The sequence below is a fragment of the Bradyrhizobium sp. genome, from assembly GCF_030693485.1.
GTDB lineage: Bacteria > Pseudomonadota > Alphaproteobacteria > Rhizobiales > Xanthobacteraceae > Bradyrhizobium.
This window is the reverse complement of sequence record NZ_JAUYAN010000334.1, coordinates 1-24,812: the sequence shown is the minus strand read 5'-3', so window position 1 is coordinate 24,812 and position 24,812 is coordinate 1. Positions and strand designations below refer to the sequence as shown.

Annotated in this window: 22 protein-coding genes and 1 pseudogene; 11 read left to right on the top strand and 12 right to left on the bottom strand. The window is 64.0% G+C overall.

What is annotated here, in order from left to right:
• The 7 genes from Q8N40_RS24760 to Q8N40_RS24730 all read right to left on the bottom strand — a co-directional run.
• Positions 1 to 1,373, bottom strand: a 1,373-nt coding sequence (locus Q8N40_RS24760) for a cytochrome ubiquinol oxidase subunit I (protein ID WP_305713670.1), incomplete at its 3' end; no start/stop codon positions are given.
• A 293-nt stretch (positions 1,374 to 1,666) separates the two neighbouring features.
• The gene (locus Q8N40_RS24755) at positions 1,667 to 1,867 is read right to left on the bottom strand and encodes a hypothetical protein (protein WP_305321628.1); all 201 of its coding nucleotides are present in this window, start codon (positions 1,865 to 1,867) and stop codon (positions 1,667 to 1,669) included.
• Between the two features lie 176 nt (positions 1,868 to 2,043).
• The gene (locus Q8N40_RS24750) at positions 2,044 to 2,655 is read right to left on the bottom strand and encodes a sigma-70 family RNA polymerase sigma factor (protein WP_305713669.1); all 612 of its coding nucleotides are present in this window, start codon (positions 2,653 to 2,655) and stop codon (positions 2,044 to 2,046) included.
• Between the two features lie 293 nt (positions 2,656 to 2,948).
• Positions 2,949 to 3,695, bottom strand: a complete 747-nt coding sequence (locus Q8N40_RS24745; RefSeq protein WP_305713668.1) for a response regulator — start codon at positions 3,693 to 3,695, stop codon at positions 2,949 to 2,951.
• Positions 3,692 to 5,437, bottom strand: coding sequence for a DUF3369 domain-containing protein (locus Q8N40_RS24740; protein ID WP_305321625.1), 1,746 nt, complete (start codon positions 5,435 to 5,437; stop codon positions 3,692 to 3,694). The genes Q8N40_RS24745 and Q8N40_RS24740 overlap by 4 nt, the downstream gene beginning before the upstream one ends.
• Positions 5,407 to 7,485: an ATP-binding protein gene (locus Q8N40_RS24735; protein ID WP_305713672.1), complete on the bottom strand. Its 2,079-nt coding sequence runs from the start codon at positions 7,483 to 7,485 to the stop codon at positions 5,407 to 5,409. Before Q8N40_RS24735 ends, Q8N40_RS24740 begins: the two co-directional genes overlap by 31 nt.
• Before the next feature lie 13 nt (positions 7,486 to 7,498).
• Positions 7,499 to 7,828: a hypothetical protein gene (locus Q8N40_RS24730; RefSeq protein WP_305322283.1), complete on the bottom strand. Its 330-nt coding sequence runs from the start codon at positions 7,826 to 7,828 to the stop codon at positions 7,499 to 7,501.
• A 221-nt stretch (positions 7,829 to 8,049) separates the two neighbouring features.
• Between Q8N40_RS24730 and ugpB the strand changes: the two genes are divergently transcribed.
• Together ugpB and Q8N40_RS24720 are read left to right on the top strand one after the other, a co-directional pair.
• Positions 8,050 to 9,378 carry a sn-glycerol-3-phosphate ABC transporter substrate-binding protein UgpB gene (gene ugpB, locus Q8N40_RS24725; RefSeq protein WP_305713667.1) on the top strand — a complete coding sequence of 443 codons (1,329 nt, stop codon included), beginning with the start codon at positions 8,050 to 8,052 and terminating at the stop codon, positions 9,376 to 9,378.
• Positions 9,379 to 9,391: 13 nt separating this feature from the next.
• Positions 9,392 to 10,341 (top strand): annotated as a pseudogene (locus Q8N40_RS24720) (aminoglycoside phosphotransferase family protein).
• Between the two features lie 32 nt (positions 10,342 to 10,373).
• Here Q8N40_RS24720 and Q8N40_RS24715 read toward each other — a convergent pair.
• Both Q8N40_RS24715 and Q8N40_RS24710 read right to left on the bottom strand, forming a co-directional pair.
• Complete coding sequence (locus Q8N40_RS24715; protein WP_305713666.1) at positions 10,374 to 10,553, bottom strand: rubredoxin; 180 nt, start codon at positions 10,551 to 10,553, stop codon at positions 10,374 to 10,376.
• Positions 10,554 to 10,598: 45 nt separating this feature from the next.
• On the bottom strand, positions 10,599 to 11,216 hold the full coding sequence (locus Q8N40_RS24710) for a flavin reductase family protein (protein WP_305713665.1): 618 nt from the start codon (positions 11,214 to 11,216) through the stop codon (positions 10,599 to 10,601).
• 357 nt (positions 11,217 to 11,573) lie between these two features.
• Between Q8N40_RS24710 and Q8N40_RS24705 the strand changes: the two genes are divergently transcribed.
• The 4 genes from Q8N40_RS24705 (at position 11,574) to Q8N40_RS24690 (ending at position 15,506) form a co-directional block, all read left to right on the top strand.
• Positions 11,574 to 11,756, top strand: coding sequence for a DUF4089 domain-containing protein (locus tag Q8N40_RS24705; RefSeq protein WP_304868135.1), 183 nt, complete (start codon positions 11,574 to 11,576; stop codon positions 11,754 to 11,756).
• A complete protein-coding gene (locus Q8N40_RS24700) occupies positions 11,722 to 13,161 on the top strand; it encodes an AtzE family amidohydrolase (protein WP_305713671.1) in 1,440 nt (479 codons plus the stop codon). Before Q8N40_RS24705 ends, Q8N40_RS24700 begins: the two co-directional genes overlap by 35 nt.
• A gap of 1 nt (position 13,162) precedes the next feature.
• Positions 13,163 to 13,564 (top strand): oxalurate catabolism protein HpxZ, encoded by a 402-nt coding sequence (hpxZ, locus tag Q8N40_RS24695; RefSeq protein ID WP_305322880.1) that lies wholly within the window; start codon positions 13,163 to 13,165, stop codon positions 13,562 to 13,564.
• A gap of 79 nt (positions 13,565 to 13,643) precedes the next feature.
• Complete coding sequence (locus Q8N40_RS24690) at positions 13,644 to 15,506, top strand: feruloyl-CoA synthase (protein WP_305713664.1); 1,863 nt, start codon at positions 13,644 to 13,646, stop codon at positions 15,504 to 15,506.
• A gap of 208 nt (positions 15,507 to 15,714) precedes the next feature.
• On the opposite strand, the gene Q8N40_RS24685 is transcribed toward Q8N40_RS24690, so the two are convergent.
• Positions 15,715 to 16,998 (bottom strand): NAD(P)/FAD-dependent oxidoreductase, encoded by a 1,284-nt coding sequence (locus tag Q8N40_RS24685; RefSeq protein ID WP_305713663.1) that lies wholly within the window; start codon positions 16,996 to 16,998, stop codon positions 15,715 to 15,717.
• Between the two features lie 463 nt (positions 16,999 to 17,461).
• Between Q8N40_RS24685 and Q8N40_RS24680 the strand changes: the two genes are divergently transcribed.
• From Q8N40_RS24680 to Q8N40_RS24660, 5 genes are all read left to right on the top strand, one after another.
• Positions 17,462 to 18,634 carry an ABC transporter substrate-binding protein gene (locus Q8N40_RS24680; protein ID WP_305713662.1) on the top strand — a complete coding sequence of 391 codons (1,173 nt, stop codon included), beginning with the start codon at positions 17,462 to 17,464 and terminating at the stop codon, positions 18,632 to 18,634.
• Between the two features lie 110 nt (positions 18,635 to 18,744).
• The gene (locus Q8N40_RS24675) at positions 18,745 to 19,662 is read left to right on the top strand and encodes a branched-chain amino acid ABC transporter permease (protein WP_305321340.1); all 918 of its coding nucleotides are present in this window, start codon (positions 18,745 to 18,747) and stop codon (positions 19,660 to 19,662) included.
• On the top strand, positions 19,659 to 20,606 hold the full coding sequence (locus tag Q8N40_RS24670) for a branched-chain amino acid ABC transporter permease (protein ID WP_305713661.1): 948 nt from the start codon (positions 19,659 to 19,661) through the stop codon (positions 20,604 to 20,606). The genes Q8N40_RS24675 and Q8N40_RS24670 overlap by 4 nt, the downstream gene beginning before the upstream one ends.
• On the top strand, positions 20,599 to 21,366 hold the full coding sequence (locus Q8N40_RS24665) for an ABC transporter ATP-binding protein (RefSeq protein WP_305713660.1): 768 nt from the start codon (positions 20,599 to 20,601) through the stop codon (positions 21,364 to 21,366). Before Q8N40_RS24670 ends, Q8N40_RS24665 begins: the two co-directional genes overlap by 8 nt.
• Positions 21,359 to 22,075, top strand: a complete 717-nt coding sequence (locus tag Q8N40_RS24660) for an ABC transporter ATP-binding protein (protein ID WP_305713659.1) — start codon at positions 21,359 to 21,361, stop codon at positions 22,073 to 22,075. Before Q8N40_RS24665 ends, Q8N40_RS24660 begins: the two co-directional genes overlap by 8 nt.
• A gap of 229 nt (positions 22,076 to 22,304) precedes the next feature.
• Here the strand turns inward: Q8N40_RS24660 and Q8N40_RS24655 are convergent, their stop codons facing one another.
• Positions 22,305 to 23,741, bottom strand: coding sequence for a glutamine synthetase family protein (locus Q8N40_RS24655; protein WP_305713658.1), 1,437 nt, complete (start codon positions 23,739 to 23,741; stop codon positions 22,305 to 22,307).
• Between the two features lie 110 nt (positions 23,742 to 23,851).
• On the bottom strand, positions 23,852 to 24,812 hold a 961-nt coding region (locus tag Q8N40_RS24650; RefSeq protein WP_305713657.1), incomplete at its 5' end, for an RHO alpha subunit C-terminal catalytic domain-containing protein.

The following is a 24,812-nucleotide window of genomic DNA, read 5'->3' as shown; positions in this document are numbered from 1 at the left end:
GGCGTGATGCCGGCGGCGCGGGCCGCCGTGTCGCCGCGCGGTCCGCGTTCGCCGTAATGCGGCGGCGCCGCCATCAGCCGCAGCATGTAGATCACGCCGGCGCCGAACACGAGGAAATAGACGATGATGAAGGCGAGCAGCGACGAGGCGACCGCTGGCGCCGCCAGCGGCGAGGCGGAATCAGCCGTTCGCAACAACCCGTAGACCGTGAACGGCTGACGCCCGGTCTCGGTGGTGATCCAGCCCGCCAGCACCGCGATGAAGCCCGAGGGCGCCATGGCGATCGCGAACATCAGCATCAGCCGCGAATGATAGAGCGTGCCGCGCCAGCGCGCCCACAGGCTGAGCAGGCCGAGCCCCAGCATCAACAGGCCCATACCGACCATGATCCGGAACGACCAGAAGGTGATGGCCACCGGCGGCCAGTTTTCGCGCGGCACGGTGTCGAGGCCGGCCATCGGCGCGTCGAGGGAATGTTTCAGCACCAGCGAACCCAGTTTCGGGACCTCGACCGCATATTTGACCTTGCCGGCGGCCTGGTCCGGCCATCCGAACAGGATCAGCGGCGCGCCGTGCGGGTGGCTCTGGAAGTGGCCTTCCATCGCCATGATCTTCACCGGCTGGTGCTCCAGCGTGTTGAGGCCGTGCTGGTCGCCGGCAAAAATCTGGATCGGTGCCACCAAAGTGGCCATCCACATCGCCATCGAAAACATCACGCGGGGTCCGGCGAGATGCGAGTCGCGCAGCAGGTGAAATGCGCCGACCGCGCCGACCACCAGCGCGGTGGTCAGATACGCCGCCAGCACCATGTGGACGAGGCGGTAGGGAAACGACGGGTTGAAGATCACCTTGAACCAGTCGACGGCGATGAACTGGCCGTCGGCATTGATGGCGTAGCCGGCCGGCGTTTGCATCCAGGAATTGGCCGACAGGATCCAGAACGTGGAGATCAGCGTGCCGATCGCCACCATCAGGGTCGCGAGGAAATGCAGCCGGGGGCCGACCCGATCGAGGCCGAACAGCATGACGCCGAGAAAACCCGCCTCGAGAAAGAAGGCGGTCAGCACCTCATAGGCCATCAGGGGCCCGATCACCGGGCCGGCCTTGTCGGAAAACACCGACCAGTTGGTGCCGAACTGGTAGGACATCACGATGCCCGACACCACGCCCATGCCGAACGCGACCGCGAATATCTTCAGCCAGTAATTGAACAGGTTGATGAAGACCTCGCGCCCGGTCCACAGCCAGAGCGCCTCCAGCACCGCGAGATAGCTGGCCAGCCCGATCGAGAAGGCGGGAAAAATGATGTGAAACGACATCGTGAACGCGAACTGCGCCCGCGCCAGCACCACGGCATCCCAGCCCTCGAACATCGGCACCATCCGTCAAGGTTGGATCGTGCCGTCTGGATATCATGCAATGGGGCTTGCGGATATCGCGCACAAACGAACAGCAGGTTCCCGCGCGGCGCCATTGTACGGTTCCGCCAAACGGTCAGCGAATGCCGGATGCGCACAGCAGGGTTCGGGGTTTCATCCCCTTGACAACCGAGCAGCGGAATCCAGTCCCTGAAAACAGAGCGACCCGGAGGGGGGCATCCCGTCCGGGTCGTTGGAGGTAACTTGGAAGGTTGGAAGGCTTGGTAGTAGTCGGCTTAAACCTGAATTCAGCGGGTAGTTTCGCTGTCGTAGGAGATCACGCAGACCTCCGCAGGACTCTTGTTGCTGCAATCGACCACTTGCTCGCGGACCAACATCGTTCCGGTGTCGCGCTGGGCGCGGGGGGCGGTGTTCTGGGCGGACAGCGAGGCCAAGGTGCAGACCGCGCCGAGCGGGATAATGAAGAAGCGGAAGGAAGGCTTCAGCATGTTCGTTCTCCTGTCCGGCGTTGGTGTTGCGTTGGTGATTGAAAGTATAGGGGCTGAGTTTTTCCGGGTGATGTCGTGGATTGTTTCAATTGTTTCGTCGGAGGTAATCTCTTGCGCCGCTACAAAGCCGGTTTTTCGCTCCCGATATCCTGGCAACCAGCTGAAATTACTCGACTTTATGCCGCGAGGCTGTCGACGCCGGCGCCCTTAAGCAAGTCTGCAAGCTGTTTGCGGGCATAGAACATCCGGGTCTTCACCGTGCTCTGGGGAATGCCAATGATGGCGCCGGCCTCTTCCACCGACTTCTCATGGTAGTAGACGAGGTTGATGATCTCGCGGTGCGCCGGCGACAGTTTGGCGACGCAGGCGCGCAGGATCGCCGAGGTATTGCTGCGGTCCAGCGAGGCTTCCGGGGTGTCGGCCTGGTCGGCGATTTCGAGCACGTCTTCCTGGTCGATGTCCTCGTGGCGGCGCTGGCGCAGCGCGGTCAGCGCCTTGAAGCGGGCGATCGACAGCAGCCAGGTGGAGACCTGCGAACGGCCCTCGAACTGGGCGGCGGTGCGCCACACGTCGAGGAAAACCTGGCTGACGAGGTCTTCGGCCATGTTGGTGTCGCGCACGATGCGCAGGATGAAGCGGTAAACCCGGACATTGTGACGGGAGTAAAGGATATGCATCGCGGTCCGGCCGCCATCGGCAATGCCCTGCAGCAGCATCTCATCCGAGGTCGCCTGGGCAGCGATGATGCCCTGGCGGGCTGCGGCGTTGATAGCGACGACGTTCTGCATGACACGCTCCTGGTATTCGCCATTGGCGGCGTTTCGTTGGAGCGGAGTGATAGTTAATTCCGGTTTCGGGACGTCTGCACGCCAACGGGAAAATGGTTTCATGCGCAGGAGAATTGTTTCGTCGCGCGCTCAGCGACGAAACATACGAGGCGGAAATGTCAACGATTTCACAAAGTTGACCGGGAGTGGCATCGCAGGTTGGGGGCCGGGAACGATTCGCGCGCTGATGCGTATGGAAGCTCTTGCGGAGAAAAGTCGTGAAGCCCGGCGCGTCGGCCGGGACGACGAAGGGTTCAGCCCTTCTCGCCGACCGGCGAAAACAGGTAGCCGCCGCCGCGGATGGTGCGGATCACCGCCGGCTTGGTCGGATCGATCTCGATCTTGCGCCGGATCCGCATGATGCGCAGGTCAACGGCACGGTCGAACGCCTCGGCGTCGCGCGCATTGGCCAGCTCCAGCAGCCGCTCGCGCGACAGCACCCGCTTCGGGTTGGCCGCGAACACTTTCAACAGGCCGAATTCGGAAGCGGTCAGCGGATGCTCGTTGCCCTCGTCGTCGCGCAACGCCTGCGCCTCGAGATCGAGCCATTTGGTGCCGAACCGCACCAGCTGGTCCTTGGCCGCCTTGGCGTCGGCGGCCTCGGGCGCTGCAGCCGGCGCCTTGGCCGGGGCGGAGCGCCGCAGCACCGAGCGGATCCGCGCCATCAATTCACGCAGTTCGCAGGGTTTGGCGATGTAGTCGTCGGCGCCGAGCTCCAGTCCGACCACGCGGTCGATCGGACTCGCGGTCGCAGTCAGCATGATGACCGGGACATTGGTGCGGCCCTTGAGGTCGCGGATGATGGAAAGCCCGTCTTCCTCGGGCATGTTGAGATCGAGCACCACGAGATCCGGCACCGCAACCTCGATCGCCTCGCGCAGCGTCTTGCCGCCGTCGCACAGCGTGACGCCGAAGCCGTGCATCTTCAGATATTCGCCGACCATCTCGCGGGCCGGCGCCTCGTCGTCGACGATGATGATGTGCTGCTGACTCTGGGTCATGACATCTCGGTCGCAGGCAGCATGACGGTGAAGGTCGACCCCTGTCCGGGCCCGGGGCTGTCGGCGGTCACCTCGCCGCCATGCATGTCGATGATGCGCTTGACGATGGACAGGCCGAGGCCGGTGGAGCTTTCACCGGCGGTGGGTTTGGCCGAAAGCCGCTGGAAACGGCCGAACAGCCGGCCCAGATCTTCGGGCGAGAGTCCCGCGCCCTCGTCGGCGATCCGGATGATGGTGCTGTCCTGTTCACGGGTGACCTCGACCGTGATCTTGCCGCCGATCGGTGAATATTTGATGGCGTTGCTGACGAGATTGTCGATCGCCTCGCGCATCCGGTCGGTATCGCACATGGTGACGATATTCGGCGGCGCCGATACCGAGATGGTCTGCTGCTTGTTGACCGCCAATGGCTGATTGGCGTCGGCAACCTCGCTGACCAAGGCGGCGATATCGACCGGCTCGCGCCGGATCGAGATGTCGAAGGCGTCGGCCATTGCATCCGAAATCAGGTGGTCGACCATCGAGGTCAGGCGCTTGGTGGCGTCGCGGATGTGCTCGACCTGGGCGGTGATGCTCTCCCTGGAGGAGCCGGCGCCGATCAGTTCGGTCAGCATTTCGGTGCGGCCGAGGATGACGCCGAGCGGATTCTTCAGGTCGTGGGCGACGGTGCCGAGAATTTCGTTCTTGAAGCCGTTGGCGCGCTGCAGCCGCATCCATTGCGACGACAGCCGGCGGTTGGCCTGCATCAGCGCGCGGGTGCGCTGGGCGACGCGCTCCTCGAGCTGGGTGTTGGCCGCGTGCAACTGCTGATAGAGGATCACATTGTCGAAAGCGATCGACAGCCGGCTGGAAAAGATCTCGACCAGCGCCCGGTCGGTATCCGACAGCGGGCGTTCGGCCTGCAGCAGCACCACCACTTCGCGGCCGCTGCCGGTGCGCAGATAGAGCACGGTGCGGTGATCGGCGAACTCGTTCTTGCGGCGCTGGAAGGCCGCTTCCACCATCTGGCGCAGGTCCGCGTCGAGCGATCTCGATCCGGTCGAGCCGATGAAACGGCTGTAGCAGCCGGAGCCCGCGAGCACCGAGAAATCGGTGCCGGCGCCGCCATCGTCGCGCAACACCAGAATGCCGGCGCAATGGACATTGAGCAGCGAGGCGAGCTGGGTCAGCACGCCCTCGGCGAGCCGCTGCATCGACTTGAAGTCGTACAGGGTGGAGGCAGCATCGATGATGATTTCCAGCCCGCGCCTCGTCTGCAGCATGCGCTCGAGCTGCTGATAGCTGCGCAATGCCGCGGTCAGCGAGGTGAACAGCTTGTCGGCGGTGAGTTCGGTCTTCGCCTTGTAGTCGTTGATGTCGTACTGGACGATGACGCGCCGCTCCGGCGCCTGGCCGGGCTGCCCGGTGCGCAGGATGATGCGGACGGTCTCGTTCTTGATCTCGTTGCGGATGTATTCGACCAGGTCGAGGCCGGCGGCGTCGGTTTCCATGATGACGTCGAGCAGGACCGCGGCGATATCGGGATGCGCCTGCATCAGCTTGCGGCCCTCGGCCGCCGAATAGGCCGACAGGATTTCGAGTGTCTGGCCGTTGAGATTGTAGTCGCTCAGAGCAAATCGCGTGCCCTCATGGACGGCCTGGTCGTCGTCGATGACGGCGACTTTCCATTTACGCGCAGTCGAGGCTACCGGAGCGGTTCCGGAATCGTCGATCAGGTGGAGGACATCGTCCTGTTCGGCCATTGCGGAATCCCGTCACTTGCCTGTTCTGTGGTCGCGGAGCCGCCCCTGGCGGACCGCGGCATGATAATGCGAAATGTGGTGCCTTGTCCCAGTCTTGAATCGAGCATCATCCGGCCCCCGAGCTGCTGGGTAACCAGATTGTAAACGATGTGCAGGCCCAATCCCGTGCCGCCCTCGTTGCGGCGGGTGGTAAAGAACGGGTCGAACGCCTGCCGCTGCACGTCCGGCGTCATTCCGGCCCCGTTATCGGCGAAAATGATTTCGACATCGTCACTGCCGCGCGGGCGCGCCGAAATCGAGATGCCGCCGCTCCGCCCGTCGGCAAAGGCGTGATTGGCGGCGTTGAGGAACAGATTGGTCAGAATCTGGCCATAGGAGCCCGGATAGCCGTCGATCACCAGGCCCTCGGGCACGTCGACGGAAAGCGTGATCGCGGATCGCTTCAGCACCGGCCGCAGACTCGCGATGATCTGGTCGGTCGCCTCGGACAGGCTGAACTGGCGGCGTTCGGCATGCGAACGGTCCACCGCGACCTGCTTGAAGGACTGGATCAGTTCGCCGGCGCGATGCAGGTTCGCCACCAGCTGCCCGGCGGCGTCGCGGGAAGAGCGGACGAATTCCTCGAGTTGCGACTTGCGCAGCTGCCCGTCGGATTTCAGCTCGGCCTCGAACATTTCCGCGCGGCGCGCGAAACTGGACGCCACCGTCAGGCTGATGCCGATCGGATTGTTGACTTCATGGGCGACGCCCGCGACCAGGCCGCCGAGCGCCGCCAGCCGTTCGGCGTCGATCAGGTTCTGCTGGGCGGCATTGAGTTCGAGCAGGGCGCCCTCGGCCTTTTCCTTCGAGGTCCGCAGCTCGTCCTCGGTCTCGCGCTTGGCAATGGCGTTTTCGCGGAACACCTCAACCGCGCGGGCCATCGCGCCGACCTCGTCCCTGGCATGGGTGCCCTGCACGCGCCGGTCGTAGTCGCCGGTCGTGATGGCGTGCATCGAGGCCATGATCTGCTGCAGCGGCAGCCGGATCGAGAGCGCGATGATGACACCGGCAGTCAGGATGATGCCGAGAAAGATCACGGCGATCGACAGCACCTTGCGGGAAATGCTGGTCAGCGTGCGGTCGAAGGTCGCCTGCGCCTTCTGCTCGCGCTGACGCATCTTGACCGACAGATTGTCGATCGCGCCGATCGCTTCGGCCTGGCTGGCGTCGATGGTGTTGCGCAACAGCTCGGTGCGGTTCGCCAGTTGCTCCGACAGTTTGGCAAAGCCTTCGCGCAGCGCCAATGTCCTTGCCTGCAGCCGCTGCAGCGCCATGCGCTGCAGGTCGTTTTCGGCGAATTCGGACATCTCCGGGATGGTTTTTTCGATGGTCTCGGTATTCCGGCGGGCGTCCTCGGCGGACGCCGTCGCCAGCGAGAGATAATAGGCGTTGGCGGCCACCAGCATCGCGGTGAACGCCTCGCGGGATTTGCCCAGCGCCGGCCAGATCAGGGCCTCGCGACGCCCGGTGGCGCCCTCGATGATCGAATACAGTCCGGCCATCTCCTTGGCCGGAGCCAGCACCTGGTCTTGATAGGTTTTCGTGATCGTGACCTGGACCGCGCGCAGTTCGCCGAAGCCGTTGAGGAATTTGTCGGTGACGCGTTCGAGTTCGGCGACCGATCCTGAAAGCATCGGGTCGGTCGATGCGCGCGTGGTCAGCGTGCCCAGCACCGCCTCGCGCAGCAGCAGAATCTCCGCGAACAGTTCCGGGCTCGGCTGATTGATGTAGCGATGGATCAGGTTCTGCAGCCGGCTGGTTTCGCTTTCCAGCAGCGCCAGGATCTTGTCGGATTCCCGCACCTGCCGCACGTCGTCCCAGGCCGAACCGAGCACCTGGGCGCCGTTCCAGATCATGCCGGCAAGCACCACGACCACGGCGGAATTCAGCGCAGCGATCGACAGGATGCGCCAGCGGATCGGCACCGCGCGGACCAGCCCGACGATCCGGGCACGGCTCCGCGCGGCGAGACTCGCCGGCCGATCCATGGTTTCGTCGTGCTGCGGCATGGCCAAGGCTAACTCACTCCACCTTGCGAATTCGTTCGATCAGCAGCGAAGGCGCGGCATCGGGCTGTGCTTGTGCGTTGATTCGCGCTATCGCGGCTTCGAACCTGACGCCAACGAACGGGCTGGTCCCGGAATCGTCAAACGCCAGGCCGGCCGATCGCCACGGTTCGCGGCTGACGGGGATCTCGCTGCCGATCGTCGCGCCACCGCTGCAATCGAGGTCGATGGCGCTTCTGGTATCGGCGGCGCCAAATGCCCGCGCGACGACACCCGTCGAGACCGCCGTCAGCGACAGCGCGACAACGAGTGTTAAGGTCCGCGAAAGGCCGGCGCGGCTGTCCACAGGCAAAACTCATCCCCTTATGATGATGTCGGCGGTGGGTAAGAAAGGTTCAACCCGTTTAGCAGATGCCGGCTCGCGATGGCTATCCTGCCGGCGCCACGGGGGCGTCGATGGTGCGCTGCGCTGAACCTTTTGCAGATTGAAACCGCAGGCTCGCGGCTCTATTGAGGGCCGTCACGCACAAGAGCGGTGTTTCGGCCGCCACAGATTAGATTGGTTGTATGGTGAATTCGGCTCTGAGATTTTTGCAGCTCGCGGCCGTCGCCGCAATGGCCATGCTGGCGTCTCCGGCATCGGCGGCCACCGAAATCATGTGGTGGCATGCCATGTCGGGCGAACTCGGCCGGCAGCTGGAAAAGCTGGCGTCCGATTTCAACGTCTCGCAATCCGAGTACCGGATCGTGCCGAGCTACAAGGGAAACTACACCGAGACTGTCACGGCCGCGATCTTTGCGTTTCGTTCGCGCAGCCAGCCCGCCATCGTTCAGGTCAACGAAATCGCCACCGCGACCATGATGGCGGCGAAAGGCGCGATTTATCCGGTCTACGAACTGATGCGGAACGAGTCCGAGGCGTTCTCGCCGGCCGCGTATCTTCCGGCGGTGACCGGCTACTATGCCGACGTCGCCGGCAACATGCTGTCGTTCCCGTTCAACGCCTCGACGCCGATCCTCTACTACAACAAGGATCTGTTCCGCGCCGCCGGCCTCGATCCCGAACTGGCGCCAAAGACCTGGCCCGAGGTTGGCGCGGCCGCCAGGAAGCTGCGGGCGTCCGGTGCTGTCTGTGGTTTGACCACCTCCTGGCCGTCATGGATCAATGTCGAGAATTTTTCCGCATTCCACAATCTGCCGGTTTCGAGCAGGGCCAATGGCTTCGGCGGTCTCGACGCCGAACTCAACTTCAACAATCCGGTGATGGTGCGCCATATCGCGCAACTGGTGGAATGGCAGGCGACCAGGGTGTTCGACTATAGCGGCCGGGCGCAAACCGCGGAGCCGCGCTTTCAAAAAGGCGAGTGCGGAATCTTCCTGGGCTCCTCGGCGACTCGCGCGGACATCAAGGCCAATTCGAAATTCGAGGTGGGCTACGGCATGTTGCCATACTGGCCCGATGCCGAGGGAGCGCCGCAAAACACCATCATCGGCGGCGCCACGCTGTGGGTGCTGCGGGACCGGCCGCGCGTCGAATACAAGGGCGTGGCGAAATTCTTCGGCTATCTGTCGAAGCCGGAGGTCCAGGCCGCCTGGCATCAGAACACCGGCTATCTGCCGGTGACCCGGGCGGCGTTCGACCTGACCCGCGCGCAGGGTTTCTACGATCGCAATCCCGGGGCGGCGATCTCGATCGAGCAGATGACTTTGAAGGCGCCGACCGAAAATTCGCGCGGCGTCCGGCTCGGCTCGTTCGTTTTGGTTCGCGGCGTGATCGAAGAGGAACTGGAGCACGCCTTCAGCGGCAGGAAATCCGCGCAGGAAGCGCTGGATGCCGCCGTCGAGCGCGGCAACCGGCTGCTGCGTCAATTCGAGCGGGCGAACCCGGACCGATAGTGGTGGATTTCAGATGCACTCACTGCCGAGCCTGACGAATTTCGAAACCTTTGAAGCCTGGCGCGCCGACGCGGCGCGCTGCCTGCCGGCGGCGCTGGATATTGTGCGCAGCCACGGATTGCCGCATGCGGATCCGCATATCTTCTCGACCGGGACAATCTCGTGGTCGGACTCGACGACGGGCTGATCCTGAAGCTCTTTCCCCCATTCCTGCGCGGCCAGTTCGAATCGGAGCGGATTTCGCTGACGCAGTTGCGCGGGCGGCTCGGCGTTCCGATTCCGGAAATCGTGCTCGAAGGCGAGCGCGACCGATGGCCGTATCTGGTGATTACGCGGCTGTGCGGCGTGGTGGGCAGTGAGGCGTGGCCCGTTCTGCCGGAGGACCAGAAGGAGCGTGTGCTGGCTCGGATCGGCGAGACCATCGCGCAAGTCCAGCGCGTCCCGGTCGGCGCCCTCGGCCGCATCGAGCCGCGCTGGCCGCAGTTTATTGCCCAGCAAATCGCGGGATGCCGCGCCAGGCATGAGCGCCTGGGATTGCCGGCAAAATTTCTCCACGGGCTGGATGATTTGCTTGCTGACGCCGAGGTGCTGACTGCGCTGGAAGGGCCGCCGGTGATCCTGACCGGAGAATACATCCCGGAGAACTTCTTGCTGAGTTGCGATGACGGAGACTGGCGACTTTCAGGGTTGATCGACTTCGGCGACGTGATGACGGGAAGGGCCGAATACGACCTGCTCGGCCCCAGCGCCTTCATGACCGCAGGGATGCCGGGTCGCGTCCGCAGCCTGTTCAGGGGATACGGCTATTCCGGCGCGGAGTTCGATTTCACTCTAAAACGCCGGCTGATGGCGCTGCTCCTGCTGCACCGCTTCAGCGATCCTGTCAGGCACATCTGTATCGAGGGCTGGCAAGATCAGGCCAGCAACCTCCTGGAGTTGCAGGAATTGCTCTGGCCGGACTGACCGGCGCCGTACCGGCATCTGCACGGTTCGGATTACAATTCGACCATATCGAAATCGCTCTTGGCGGTGCCGCAGTCCGGACACACCCAGTCGTCCGGAACGTCGGCCCATCTGGTGCCGGGTGCGAGACCTTCGTCCGGATCGCCCACGGCTTCGTCATAGATGTAGCCGCAGGTCCGGCATTGCCATGATTTGAGGGGCTCGGCGTTCATCTGGATCGTCCTTTCTGCGATGCGGAAATGTCCCGGGGCGCGGCGTTATGCAGCCGGCGCGCCCTGTGCCGGTGGGAACACCATCCGGTCGTCGGTCCGGCAATAGCGGTCGGCGAACATGCGGCCGACCGGATGGTAGCGGTCCATGTGGACGCGCATGGCGACGGGGTCCCACAATTCGTCGCGGATATGGAAATTGATGCCTTCGCCCATGATGAGCTGGCGGTCGCCGTTCACATCGATGGTTTTCCAGGTCTTGCATTCCATCGACCATGGCGCGTCGGCAAGCCGCGGCACCGCGATCCTGGTCGAGGGTGAGAGCTTCAGTCCGAGATAACCGGGCTCGCCGATCTCGGGCGGAAAGTCGCCGCTGGAATCGTGCATCGCCCGCGCCAGCGGTTCATCGGTCATGCTGACGACGAATTCCCCTGATCGCTGGATATTGACCACCGTGTCCTTGACGCGGCCGTCGGGCCGCAAATTGGCGGCGAACATGCACAGCGGCGGATCCTCGCAGAACACGTTGAAGAAGCTGAACGGCGCGGCGTTGACCACGCCGGTGGGGCCGATGGTGGTGACCCAGGCGATCGGTCGCGGCAGCACGAAGGCCGTCAGTACCTTGTAGCGGTCGCGAAGTGCGAGTTCGTCAGGCGTATATTGCATTGCGTATTCCCGGTTTGACCGGATTCTCCGGCGAGCCACCTTGTCTCATATACCGATGCGATTCGAGACGGCGCCGCCGACCGGCAGTAAAGGAAGAGTCTTCGGGAACAAGCTTCCGTTGGAAGATCTTTGGCGGCCTGCGCCCAACAAACGAGCCACGCACGATTTTTGCATAATTTATGGGCAATCGTCTCGTTTTGTATGCGATGATGCTGGCGGACGAGGCGACGCAGGCCTGAACCGACCATTCGATAGCCCAATCAATGTTTTATCGGGGCGTTGATGCCTATACAAAGGAATTGCTGACGGCGATTCCACATCCGCCGCTGCCGGCCCACTGACGCGACGGAGAGAAGCATGGCTGCCGATCCGCTGGACGACTACATCGATGCTGTCGGCAAGGCGCTGGCGCTGCCGATCGAGGATGCCTGGAGGCCGGCGGTGAAAGCCAATCTCGAAGTGTCGTTGCGGCTGGCGCGGCTGGTCGATGAATTTCCGCTGCCTGATGAAACCGAGCCGGCCAGTGTCTTTGCAGCCTGATATCGCCAAGAGCGCGAATTCCGACGATCTGTCGGCATCCGAAATTGCGCGGGCCGTGGCCGGCGGCAAGGTGTCCGCAGCCGGCGTGACGGAAGCAGCGCTGGCGCGAATCGCAAAGCAGGATTCCGTTTTGAATTCCTTCACCGACGTGACAGCCGATCGCGCCCGCGCCAGGGCGAAGGCGATCGATGCTGCCGTCGCGGCCGGCCAAAATCCAGGTCCGCTGGCCGGCGTACCCTTCGCGGTGAAGAATCTGTTCGACGTGCAGGGGCTCTCCACCCGCGCGGGATCCAAGATCAACCGTGATCTCAAACCATCCTCGCGCGACGCCACTTTGGTCGAGCGCATGGAGGCGGCCGGCGCGGTGCTGGTCGGTGCGCTCAACATGGGCGAATACGCCTATGATTTCACCGGCGAGAACGTGCATGACGGGCCGTCGCGCAATCCGCATGACGTGACCCGGATGACCGGCGGCTCCTCGGGCGGCTCCGGCGCCGCGGTCGGCGGCCGGCTGGTGCCGCTGGCGCTGGGATCCGATACCAACGGCTCGATCCGGGTGCCGGCGTCGTTCTGCGGCATTTTTGGCCTGAAGCCGACCTATGGCCGGCTGTCGCGCGCGCGTTCGTTTCCCTTCGTGGCGAGTTTCGATCATCTCGGCCCGTTCGCCCGCAATGTCGCCGATCTCGCGATGGCCTATGATGCGATGCAGGGCCCCGACGCCGACGATGCCGCCTGCAGTACGCGCGCGGTCGAGCCGGTCAGCGCGCGGCTGGCGCAGGACATCAGCGGACTGCGCGTCGCCATCGCCGGCGGTTACTTCCAGAAGAATGTTTTCCCCGAGGCGGTCGAGGCGGTTGCCCGTGTCGCAAAAGCGCTCGGCACCACCAGGACGGTCGAGGTTCCCGAAGCGGCACTTGCCCGCGCCGCCGCCTATGTGATCTCCACCACCGAAGGCGCCTCGCTGCATCTCGATCGGCTGCGCCGGCGGCCCAATGATTTCGACCCGGCGGTGCGCGACCGCCTGCTGGCCGGCGCAATGGTGCCGGCGCCGCTGGTGGACCGCGCCCAGAAATTCCGCCGCTGGTATCGCGCCCAAATGCTGGAAATTTTCAGATCGGTCGACGTGATCATCGCGCCGGCGACGCCCTGCGTCGCACCGAAACTGGGCCAGGCGACCTTCATGCTCGACGGCGTCGAATTGCCGGTGCGCGCCAATATCGGCATCCACACCCAGCCGATCTCCTTCATCGGGCTGCCGGTGGTCGCGGTGCCGATTCCGCTGCAGCCGATGCCGATCGGCGTGCAGATCATCGCCGCGCCCTGGCGCGAGGATATCGCGCTGCGGGTTGCCCACGCGCTGGAGCGCATGGGAGTCGCCACCGCACCTCGCCCAAAGGATTTTTGAGATGGAAGTCGATCTTCCCGACGTACTCGCCGAGGTGACCGAGCAGTTCGCGCGTTATGAGGCGGCGCTGGTATCGAACGACGTCGCCGTGCTGGACGAATTGTTCCGCGCCGACCCGCGCACGCTGCGCTACGGCATCGGCGAAAACCTCTACGGCTATGACGCCATCATGGCGTTCCGCGCGGCGAGATCGCCGGTCGGGTTGATGCGAACGACCGCGCAGACGGTGATTACCAGTTATGGCCGCGACGCGGCGGTGGCTTCGACCTTGTTTTACCGCGATGCCTGGGGCGGCAGCCGGGTCGGGCGGCAGATGCAGACCTGGGTGCGGTTTCCCGAGGGCTGGAAGATCGTCGCCGCCCATGTCAGCGTCATCGACGAACCGCAAGGTCCGACGACATGAGTCTCGATGATCTTCCGGTGCTCCCGCGCGTTGACCGCGCCTCGCCGTTTCCCGGAGAAAGACCGCAAGGAAGAAATCGATGATTTCGGCCGCCGGGTGCGGGCGTCCCGACACGCTGTTTGCCGCACCCGCGATCACAGTCGATCGCCGGGCCGACGGCAGCATCATCGTGAAATCGACCGTGCCGCTGCAGCCGGCCGCGCGCTGCGTCGGCGACTGGCTGGAACACTGGGCGCAGCAGACGCCGGCGAAGGTCTTTCTCGGCGAGCGCCCAAAGACCGACGCGCCGTGGACGACGGTGACCTACAGCGACGCGCTGCGGCAGGTGCGTTCTGTGGCCAGCTGGATCCTGGCGCAGGGATTGAGCGCGCAGCGCCCGCTGGTGATTCTGTCCGACAACAGCGTGGATCATGCGCTTTTCGCGCTGGCGGCGATGCATGCCGGCGTGCCGGCGGCGGCGATCTCGCCGGCCTATTCGTTGATTTCAAGGGATTTCGACAAGCTGAAAGGCATGATCGGGCTGCTCGATCCCGGCGCGATCTATGTGTCCTCGACAAAGCCGTTCGCAGCGGCGCTGGCGGCGATCAGGCCGCTGCACAGCGCTGTCGTCGTGACCGGCGATGTTGAAGGCGGCGACGCGGCTTCGTTCCGGTCGATTGCCGCCACTCCCGAAAGCGATGCGGTAACAAAAGCCTTCGCGGCGGTCGGGCCAGACACCATCGCCAAATTCCTGTTCACCTCGGGCTCGACCGGGACGCCGAAGGCGGTGATCAACACCCAGCGCATGTTGACATCGAGCCAGCAGGCCAAGGCGCAGACCTGGTCGTTCCTGGAACATGCGGGCGGCAATCTCGTCATTCTCGACTGGTTGCCGTGGAGCCACACGTTTGGGGCCAACCACAATTTCAATCTCGTGCTGCGCAATGGCGGCACCCTCTATATCGACGGCGGCAAGCCGGCGCCGGGCCTGTTCGCGACGTCGTTGGCTAACCTGCGCAGCGTGATGCCGACTGTCTATTTCAACGTGCCGCGCGGCTTCGACATGCTGATCGCGGCGTTGCGCGAGGACGAGGCATTGCGCCGTCGCTTCTTCGGCGAGGTGAAATTCGCTTTCTACGCTGGCGCGGCATTGCCGCAGAATCTCTGGGACGCGATGGAGGAGTTGTCGATCAAAACGGTCGGACGGCCGCTGCCGATGGTGTCGGCCTGGGGCTCTACCGAAACCTCGCCGCTGGCGACCGATTGTCATTTCCAGGCCAAACGCTCCGGCAATATCGGCGTGCCGATTCCCGGCACCGAACTGAAGCTGGTGACGTCGGGCGACAAGCTCGAGGTGCGGGTGCGCGGGCCCAATGTCACGCCGGGCTACTGGAAGGCGCCGGAACTCACCGCGCAGGCGTTCGACGCCGAAGGCTTTTATCGGATTGGCGATGCCGTGACGTTTGCCGATCCGGACCGGCCGGAACTCGGGCTGTTTTTCGACGGCCGTGTCGCGGAAGACTTCAAGCTCAATTCCGGCACCTGGGTCAGCGTCGGCACCTTGCGTGTCGCCGGGATTACGGCGCTGGCGCCGCTGGCGCAGGACATCGTCGTGACCGGCCATGGCGGCGATCACGTCCGCTTCCTGGTATTCCCCAACATCGCCGCCTGCCGCGCGCAGGCAGGTCTCGCCGATAGCGCCAATGCGAATGAAGTGATCGACCACGACAAGGTGCGCGCAAGCATCGCCGCGGGGCTGGCAAGACTGAAGGCGCAAGCTGGCGGCGGTTCCTCAACGCACGCCACGCGGGCGCTGCTGCTCGCCGAGCCCGCTTCCGTCGATGGCGGCGAAATCACCGACAAGGGCTACATCAACCAGCGCGCAGTGCTGACGCGGCGCGCCGCCGCGGTGGCGACGCTGCAAGATGATGCGTCGACGGAATGGATCGGGTGCCCGGGTTAAGCCACGCCGGTGGCTCTCATGTAGATGCAAGGTTTACTGACGAAGCGTATGTCAGATTTTCCAAGGAGAACATTTCGACACCCGCGGCGGTATTCAGCAATCAGCCACCTAAAGCGTTTCTCGGCGATGAACAGACCTTATGCGACAGGTGGCTCGGGAACTTATGAATTGTCTTGATACGTTAGACGCTATGTCGTGAGCGACACCATTATTTGCCCACCTTGCTTGAGCCCTGCGTGATCAGGCGCGCCGCGCGCTGGTCGCGGGCGTGGATCCAGAGCCAGGAGATTGCGACGCTGAGCCGGTTGCGCAGGCCGATCAGGAAATAGATGTGGGCGATGCCCCAGATCCACCACGCGAGGGTGCCGCGCAATTTGAAGCGCCCGAAATCGATCACCGCCTTGCGCTTGCCGATCTGCGCGAGGCTGCCGGCGTGCTGGTAGCGGAACGGGCCCTTGGTTTCGCCGCGCAGTCGCGCCTTGATGGTGTCGGCGACGTAGACGCCCTGCTGCTTGGCGGCCGGCGCGATGCCGGGGACCGGCTTGCCATCGGGGCCGTTGATCGTGACGGTATCGCCGATCGCGAAGATATCGGGATGTCCGGGAACGGTGAGGTCGGGATCGACCTGCAGGCGGAAGGCGCCGTCGGCAGGAGCGCCGAGCCACTGGGCCGCCGACGAGGCGCGCACGCCGGCGGCCCAGATCAGGGTTTTCGCCGCCAGCCTTTTGCTGCCATAGACCACGCCATCCCCGGAACATTCGGTGACCGCCTGTCCCAGCATCACTTCGACGCCGAGGCTTTGCAGCGAGCGCTGCGCATAGGCCGACAGATCGTCGGCAAATCCCGCGAGCACGCGTGGCCCGGCCTCGATCAGCACGACGCGCGCCGCGTGGGTGTCGATGTTGCGGAAGTCGGGCCGCAGCGTGTCGCGCGCCAGTTCGGCGATGGTGCCGGCCAGTTCGACACCGGTCGGCCCGGCGCCGACGATCACGAAGGTCAGCAGCGCGGCGCGACGCTCCGGGTCGGTCTCGCGTTCGGCGCGCTCGAAGGCGACGAGAATGCGCCGCCGCAGCGTGGTGGCGTCCTCCAGTGTCTTCAGACCGGGCGCGAACGGTTCCCATTCGTCATGGCCGAAATAGGCGTGGCGCGCGCCGGTGGCGAGGACCAGCGTGTCATAGGGCAGGGCGTCGCCATCATCGAGCAGCACGCGTTTCGCCGCGGCATCGACCCCGGACACCGTGGCGAACAAGGTCGTCACTTCCGGCCGGTCGCGCAAGAGATAGCGGATCGGCCAGGCGATCTCCGATGTCGCCAGCGAGGCGGTGGCGACCTGGTAGAGCAGCGGCTGGAACAGATGGTGGTTGCGGCGGTCGACGAGGGTTATGCTGACCGGCGCGCCCTTGAGCCGATGGGTCGCCTGCAGCCCGCCGAAGCCTGCGCCCACGATCACGACGCGATGGAGGTCTGAAGGCCGCGCCTGCTCTGTCGTCATGGGCTGAGCTTTCGGTTTCCGGTCTCTTTTGTTGTACGTGTATAATATGGGTGGTCCAAGGCCGGTTTCCGGATCGGTCGATAGCTGGAACGTATCGTCAGCCACCGATATGGGATCGCATTCGCCGGCAAGGGTTCGCCGCGTCCGCGATGGTCGCCGCGCTTTGAAACGAGCGCCGGCCGGGCCCGGGAGGTCAGACACAAAGCCGCAGCCGCGCCAACCCAGATCCCTGAACTATAATTCTTGCCATCCCCCACGCATGCGAATTATGGTGCACAAGCGCTCGCCTTGGGCCGAAGGTTCTAAGAGGGGGTCTGCGGTTCAGGCTTGCTGAGGACCGGCAATTTCGCGCACAAAACACGTCACCAGGAAGATTGAGACCCGGGAACGGAGCAGTGAAGGCCGTTCGAACGGGATAGGGCATTTGACGGACGGCAACGTCCTTAGTGTGGAGGGAACGAAAATGAGAACGGCATTCTGGCTGGCGGGCGCTACGGTTCTGGCGCTGGCAACCCCCGCGCTCGCGGGAGATACCATCAAGATCGGGTTTGTCTCGACCTTCAGCGGGCCGACCGCCGTGATCGGCAACGACATGCGCAATTCGTTCGAGCTCGCGCTCGATCACATCGGTCGCAAGATGGGCGGCAAGCCGGTCGAGGTCATCTACGAGGACGACGGCCAGAAGCCGGATGTCGGCAAGCAGAAGACCGAGAAGCTGATCCAGTCCGACAAGGTCGACTTCATCGCCGGCTATATCTGGTCGAACGTACTGCTGGCTTCGCTGAAGCCGATCGTGGATTCCAAGACCATGATGGTGATCGCCAATGCCGGTCCGTCGCAGGTCGCCGGTGAACTGTGCTCGCCCTATGTGTTCTCCACTTCGTGGCAGAACGACCAGACCCCGCAGGCGGTCGGCGAATACATGAACCAGAAGGGCGTCAAGTCGGTGTTCCTGATCGGCCCGAACTACGCCGCCGGCAAGGACATGCTGGCTGGCGTCAAGAGCACGTTCAAGGGCGAGATCAAGGGCGAGGAATATACGGTGTGGCCGAGCCAGCTCGACTTCTCCGCCGAGCTGTCAAAGGCGCGTGCCTCGGGTGCGGCATCGATCTTCGTGTTCTATCCGGGTGCCGCCGGCGTCCAGTTCCTCAACCAATATGCGCAGGCCGGCCTGAAGGCGCAGATGCCGCTCTATACGGCGTTCACCATCGACGAATTGTCGCTGCCGCTGCAGAAGGAAAACGCGCTCGGCGTTCCCGGCGCCCAGCAGTGGGTCAACGACCTGCCCAACGAGCAGAACAAGAAGTTCGTCGCCGACTACCGCAAGAAGTACACCGGCCTGCGCCCGACGTTTTACGGCGCGCAGTCCTATGACGCCGCGCAGCTGATCGCCAGCGCGGTGGAAGCGGTGAAGGGTGATACCTCGAAGAAGGACGAGATGAAGGCGGCGATGGAAAAAGCCAGTTTCAAATCGGTGCGCGGCGACTTCAAGTTCGGCAAGAACCACATGCCGATCCAGAATTTCTACCTGCAGGACGTGGTGAAGGACGCCGACGGCTCGCTCGCGCTGAAAACCGTCGCCACCATCGTCAAGGACAGCCAGGACAAGTATCACGACAAGTGCCCGATGAAGTGATCGGGTAGGCCCTGCAATACGGCGGCGGCGCTCACGTGCCGCCGCTGTTTTCCTGTCGGCACACGTCTTGCTTTGCAATCAGATGACTTCCAGACTCACCTAGAGCATCCATGCTGCTTGTCGTCGAACAATTCCTGAACGGGCTGCAGTTCGGTCTGCTGCTGTTTCTGCTGGCGGCGGGATTGACGCTGGTGTTCGGCATCATGGACTTCGTCAATCTGGCGCACGGCTCGCTCTACATGATGGGCGCCTATTTCGCGGCGACCTTCGTGGTGTGGACCGACAGTTTCGTGCTCGGCTGCGTGCTGGCGCTCGGCGCGACACTGTTGCTCGGCATCCTGCTGGAATTCGTCGCGCTTCGGCATCTCTACAACCGCGATCATCTCGATCACGTGCTGGCGACCTTCGGGCTGATACTTTTCTTCAACGACGCGGTGCGGCTGATCTGGGGACCGGCAGGCCTGGCGCTGCCGCTGCCGCCCTGGCTGACGGTTCCATTTCAGATCATGCCGGGCGTGTATTATCCGGCCTATCGCCTCGCCATCATCGTGGTGGCGCTGGCGGTGGCGCTGCTGCTCTATTTCGTGGTGATGCGGACCCGGATCGGCATGCTGATCCGTGCTGGCGCCTCCAACCGCGAAATGATCGGCGCGCTCGGCATCAACATCAAGCTGCTCTATACCCTGGTGTTCGGCCTCGGCGCGGCGCTGGCCGGTCTCGCCGGGCTGATGCAGGCGCCGATCCTTACCGTGCAGATCGGGATGGGCGAAAACATCCTGATCCTCGCCTTCGTCATTATCGTCATCGGCGGCATCGGCTCGATCCGCGGCGCCTTCCTGGCCGCGATCTTCGTCGGCATGATCGACACGCTGGGCCGCGCCTTCCTGCCTGACCTGCTGCGGCAGGTCCTGAGTTCGACCGCCGCCTCCACCGCCGCGCCCGCGCTCTCCTCGATGCTCATCTATCTCCTGATGGCCATCGTGCTGGTGGTGCGTCCGGAGGGGCTGTTTCCGGCCGGCCGACGATGAAGGTTCCGCTCAACGCCCGCACCATCATCGTGGCGCTGGTGGTCGCCGGGCTGCTGCTGCTGCCGGTCTACACCACGCTTAGCGGCAACGTCTTCGGGCTGACGCTGTTCACCCGCATCATCATCTATGCGCTGGCGGCGGCCAGTCTCAACCTGATCATGGGCTATGGCGGCATGATGAGTTTCGGACATGCCGCCTATCTCGGGATCGGCGGCTATGCGGTCGGCATTCTCGCCCATGAAGGCATCGGCTCCGGCTTCATCCAGTGGCCGGTGGCGCTGGCAGCCTCGGCGCTGTTCGCGCTGGTGATCGGCGCGCTCTCTTTGCGCACGCGCGGCGTCTATTTCATCATGATCACGCTGGCCTTCGCGCAGATGGCCTATTACGTCGCCTCGGGACTGGCGCGCTACGGCGGCGACGATGGCCTCACGATCTACAAGCGCAGCGATTTCGGCGGCCTGATCGACCTGTCGAACCGCGTGCAGTTCTATTACCTTTGCCTTGGCTGCCTGCTCGGCGGTATCTATCTGATCTGGCGCATCGTCAATTCGCGCTTCGGCATGGTGGTTCAGGGGTTGCGCTCCAACGAGCGGCGCATGCAGGCGATCGGTTTTCCGGTCAACCGCTACCGGCTGGTGTGTTTTGTCATCTCCGGCACCATCTGCGGCCTCGCCGGCGCGCTGCTCGCCAACAATACCGACTTCGTCAGCCCGGCCGCGATGTACTGGACCCGTTCCGGCGATCTCATGGTGATGGTGATCCTCGGCGGCATGGGCTCGCTGTTCGGCCCGGTACTGGGCACCATCGCGTTTCTGCTGCTGGAAGAGGCGCTGTCGCAGTTCACCGAATACTGGGCGCTGATCATGGGTCCGCTGCTGCTTCTCATCGTGCTGTTCGCGCGCGGCGGCATCGACGGAATGCTGGGGAGGGTGCGCCGTGGCTGAACCCCTGCTCCGCGTCGACGATCTGGTCTGCCGGTTCGGTGGCGTGACCGCGACCGACCATGTTTCGCTCGACGTCCACAGCGGCGAATTGCACGCCATCATCGGGCCGAACGGCGCCGGCAAGACCACGCTGATCAGCCAGCTCACCGGGCAATTGATGCCGCATTCCGGCACGGTGAGCTTTGCCGGCCAGGACATCACGCGGCTGCCGGCGCATCGCCGCAGCCGGCTCGGGCTGGCGCGCTCGTTCCAGATCACTTCCCTGCTGCCGGACTTCACCGCCGCCGACAATGTCGCGATGGCGGCGCAGGCGCATGACGGGCATTCCTTCCGTTTCTGGGGCGATGCCCGCAAGGAAAGGCGCCTGCGCGACGCCGCGATGTCGGCGCTGTCGCGGGTCGGGCTCGCCCATCGCGCCGACACCGTGGTGTCGGAACTGAGCCATGGCGAACAGCGCGAGCTTGAGCTCGCGGTAGCCCTCGCCACCAGGCCGCAACTGCTGCTGCTCGACGAGCCGATGGCCGGGCTCGGCGCCACCGAATCGGCGCAGATGGTAAAGCTGCTGCAGGAGCTGCGGCGCGAAGTCACCATCGTGCTGGTCGAGCACGACATGAACGCGGTGTTCGCGCTGGCCGACCGCATCACGGTACTGGTCTATGGCCGCGTCATCGCCTGCGACGCGCCGGCGGCGATCCGCCAGCATGACGAGGTCAAGCGCGCCTATCTCGGCGATCAGCATGTGGTGACCAAGCATGACTGATGCGCCTTTGCTCGAAGTCGAAGATATCGAGACCTGCTACGGCCTCAGTCAGGTGCTGTTCGGCATGTCGCTGTCGGTCCGCTCGGGCGAGATGGTGGCGCTGCTCGGCCGCAACGGCATGGGCAAGACCACGACCATCCGTTCCATCATGGGGTTGACGCCGGCGCGCGCGGGCAGCGTCCGTTTTGCCGGCCACGAGGCGCGCCAGCTGCCCTCGTTCCGGATCGCGCAGCTCGGCATCGGCCTCGTTCCTGAGGGGCGTCAGATCTTTCCCAATCTCACCGTGCGCGAAAATCTGGTCGCCGCCTCCGGCAACCGGCTCGGCAATCCCGATCCCTGGACCATGGAAAAAATCCACACCCTGTTTCCGCGGCTGTCCGAGCGCGGCGCCAATATGGGCGGCACGCTGTCCGGCGGCGAGCAGCAGATGCTCGCGATCGGCCGCGCGCTGATGACCAACCCGCGGCTGTTGATTCTCGACGAGGCCACCGAGGGCCTCGCGCCGCTGATTCGCGACGAAATCTGGAACTGTCTGTCGCTGCTGAAGGCCAAGGGCCAGTCGGTGCTGGTGATCGACAAGAACGTCGAAAATCTCACCCGCATCGCCGACCGCCACTACATCATCGAGCGCGGCCGCGCGGTCTGGAGCGGGACGTCAGACGAGTTGATTGCAGCGCCGGAACTGCAGCACCGGTATCTGGGGATTTAGTTTTCTCAACCCCTGGAACTCGATTTCCGTCAGCGTCCCTGTCTTGTATCTGCCGCTGACGGGTTCATGATGAACAGGTCGATCGCTTGAAGCTGATCGACCATGGCGACGCATCAAGCGCGCCGGGGTTGAGTCGCCTTCACGTGGTGCGCCTCTGCGGAGCACACTCACGACGCGGCCACCTTCAAGTCAGCGAGCCGTCAGGGTCATCCCTGGCGGCTCACTTGTTTCAGAACATCTCGAAATATTCCCGCTGTTCCCAGTCCGACACTTCGGCCTGAAACCGCTCGATTTCGGCGTTCTTGATGTGGACATAATAGTCGACGAATTCCGCGCCCAGCGCCTCGCGGAAGAACGGATCGTCCCGCAGCGCGAACACCGCTTCGCGCAGCGTCTTCGGCAGCAATTCCGCCCTGGTCTCGTACGGCGTGTCGGCCGACGGGCCGGGATCGAGGCCGCGATCGACGCCGTCGAGGCCGGAGAGAATCTGCGAGGCCATGTAGAGGTAGGGATTGGCGGCGGGCTCGCCGATGCGGTTTTCCAGCCGGGTCGCGGCGTCATTGGGGCCGCCGAGCACGCGGATCATGACGCCGCGGTTGTCGCGTCCCCAGATCGCGCGGTCCGGCGCCAGCGAATAGGAGCGGTAGCGCTTGTAACCGTTAATGGTCGGCGTGGTGAATACGGTCGAAGCGCGGGCGTGCCGCAACAGCCCCGCGAGATATTGGCGGCCGAACGCGCTCAACACGTCGCCGCCGTCCCTGGTCATGAAGGCGTTCTCGCCGCTGGCGCGCGCGACGATCGATTGATGCAGATGCCAGCCGGACGCGAACAGGTTCGGCAGCTTCGGCCGGCACATGAAGGTGGCGTGATAGCCATGGCGGCGGGCGATCTGCTTCACGGCGCTACGGAACAGCACCATGTTGTCGGCAGGCTCAAGGCCGGCGCGAGGCGCAAAGGTGAATTCGCACTGGCTCGGCCCGAACTCGACCTCGACCGAGCGCAGCGGCAGGCCGAGCGCCAGCACGTCGCGCCGGATGATTTCGAGCACCGGCTCCATCTGGTCGTAGCGCTGCTCGGTCAGATACTGGTAGCCGTGCGACAGCAGGCTGACATCAGGCGGCGTGCCCGGCTGTCCCGCATGCTCCGGCGACATTCTGGCATTTTCGAGCTTGAAGATGTGGAATTCGACTTCGAGGCCCGCGACGAAGTCGAAGCCGCGTTGTGCGAGTTTGGCCAGAACACCCCGATAGAGATTTCGTGTCGCGAACGGCACCGGGCGTCCGTCGGCGAAATACAGGTCGCACATCAGCCATCCCGTGCCCGGCGTCCACGGCAGCACGCGAAAGGTGGTGGGATCGGCCACCATCAAGACATCGGCGGCGCCCTCCATCTCCTTCATGCCGAAGCCGCCGCCTGACGTGAACACCGGGAAAACCGTGCGGTGCGAGGTGTCCTTGGCGAGCATCGTGGTGGTGATCGAGCAGCCGCTCTCCAGCGAGGCCAGCGCCTCGTTCGCCACCAGCGTCTTGCCCCGGAGGATGCCGTGCTGATCGGGAAACGACAGCCGGATCACCTCCAGCTTCCGCTGCTCGACGATCTGGCGCAGGCGGCTCGCTGCCTCCTTCTGCTCTTTCGACCAGAGCCCGTGACTACCGACAAAACTCAACGCGTCACTCCCTCGGCGCCGTCATTGCTAGGAGCGCAGCGACGAGGCAATCCATTTTTCGTTGCGCGGCAAAAGCTGGATTGCTTCGCTTCGCTCGCAATGACGAAAAGTCAAACCGCCTTGAGATGCCGTACCTTGTCGGCGATCTCCTGCGGCACCGGCGCGGCCCATGGCGCGCTGCGGCGGCGTTTGACGTCGACTTCCATCCAGAAGGTTTCCCAGCCGCGCGTCGGACCAATGCCGTCCATGGTGGCGGGGCCCTGGATGCTGCGGGCATGGGCGTCGTCAAGAAACATCATCGGCTTCTGGCCGCTGGCGGCCTTCTCGATTTCCTGCCGCAACAGCCGGCGATACTGCACGATCGCCTTGTCCGAGGTGCCGAGATGCTCTTTGGTGCGGTCCTGGATCGCTCCCATCGACTCCACCGCCCACTGGTCGTGTACGTTGATGTCGGCGCCCATGCCGGTGTAGGTCGCGGTCGCCTGCTCGTGCGGGTCGAAGCCGTAATCATTGGTCTTGTTCTTGCGCGATTTATAGTCGGGCAACTCGTAGAGTTCGAGCCGCTGGTCGCGCATCTTCTGCTTGTCGACCGGCGCCGAATAAGAGGTGAAGATCGCGTACCAGTAGCAATTCTCGTCATCGACCGGCACGTGCCACTGCGTGATTGTCATCTCCGTGCTCATCGGGATGACGAAGCCGTGCGGGAATAGCTGGTTGGTGACGCGAACATGGGTCCGCTCCTCGTCGATCTCGCGCAGCGCGATCAGCCGTAAGCCATATTCGGTGTGCTCGACATTGATGATCGGGCGGTCATATTCGCGCAGGATCCTGGTCATCGGCATGTCGCTGCCGGCGGAAGCCCCGCGGAACTGCTTGCCGTAGGCGCCCGAGGTGTCCTCGTCCTCGAAGAAGCGATGCAGGAACGAGGCATGCGCGGGATCGATGCCGACCTCCAGCGCCTGCAGCCAGTTGCAGTTGATGTGGCCCTTGAACGCGAAGGTGTGGCTGTCCGGCGCGACGAAACAGTCGATCTCCGGAAATGCCGGCGGTTCGCCTTCGCCGAGATACGCC

Bases quoted from the DNA above. Each gene is read 5' to 3' on its own strand.
- Q8N40_RS24755 (WP_305321628.1), bottom strand. From the start codon at position 1,867: ATGCTGAAGCCTTCCTTCCGCTTCTTCATTATCCCGCTCGGCGCGGTC.
- Q8N40_RS24750 (WP_305713669.1), bottom strand. From the start codon at position 2,655: ATGCAGAACGTCGTCGCTATCAACGCCGCAGCCCGCCAGGGCATCATC.
- Q8N40_RS24745 (WP_305713668.1), bottom strand. From the start codon at position 3,695: ATGACCCAGAGTCAGCAGCACATCATCATCGTCGACGACGAGGCGCCG.
- Q8N40_RS24740 (WP_305321625.1), bottom strand. From the start codon at position 5,437: ATGGCCGAACAGGACGATGTCCTCCACCTGATCGACGATTCCGGAACC.
- Q8N40_RS24735 (WP_305713672.1), bottom strand. From the start codon at position 7,485: ATGCCGCAGCACGACGAAACCATGGATCGGCCGGCGAGTCTCGCCGCG.
- ugpB (WP_305713667.1), top strand. From the start codon at position 8,050: ATGGTGAATTCGGCTCTGAGATTTTTGCAGCTCGCGGCCGTCGCCGCA.
- Q8N40_RS24715 (WP_305713666.1), bottom strand. From the start codon at position 10,553: ATGAACGCCGAGCCCCTCAAATCATGGCAATGCCGGACCTGCGGCTAC.
- Q8N40_RS24710 (WP_305713665.1), bottom strand. From the start codon at position 11,216: ATGCAATATACGCCTGACGAACTCGCACTTCGCGACCGCTACAAGGTA.
- Q8N40_RS24705 (WP_304868135.1), top strand. From the start codon at position 11,574: ATGGCTGCCGATCCGCTGGACGACTACATCGATGCTGTCGGCAAGGCG.
- Q8N40_RS24700 (WP_305713671.1), top strand. From the start codon at position 11,722: ATGAAACCGAGCCGGCCAGTGTCTTTGCAGCCTGATATCGCCAAGAGC.
- hpxZ (WP_305322880.1), top strand. From the start codon at position 13,163: ATGGAAGTCGATCTTCCCGACGTACTCGCCGAGGTGACCGAGCAGTTC.
- Q8N40_RS24690 (WP_305713664.1), top strand. From the start codon at position 13,644: ATGATTTCGGCCGCCGGGTGCGGGCGTCCCGACACGCTGTTTGCCGCA.
- Q8N40_RS24685 (WP_305713663.1), bottom strand. From the start codon at position 16,998: ATGACGACAGAGCAGGCGCGGCCTTCAGACCTCCATCGCGTCGTGATC.
- Q8N40_RS24680 (WP_305713662.1), top strand. From the start codon at position 17,462: ATGAGAACGGCATTCTGGCTGGCGGGCGCTACGGTTCTGGCGCTGGCA.
- Q8N40_RS24675 (WP_305321340.1), top strand. From the start codon at position 18,745: ATGCTGCTTGTCGTCGAACAATTCCTGAACGGGCTGCAGTTCGGTCTG.
- Q8N40_RS24670 (WP_305713661.1), top strand. From the start codon at position 19,659: ATGAAGGTTCCGCTCAACGCCCGCACCATCATCGTGGCGCTGGTGGTC.
- Q8N40_RS24660 (WP_305713659.1), top strand. From the start codon at position 21,359: ATGACTGATGCGCCTTTGCTCGAAGTCGAAGATATCGAGACCTGCTAC.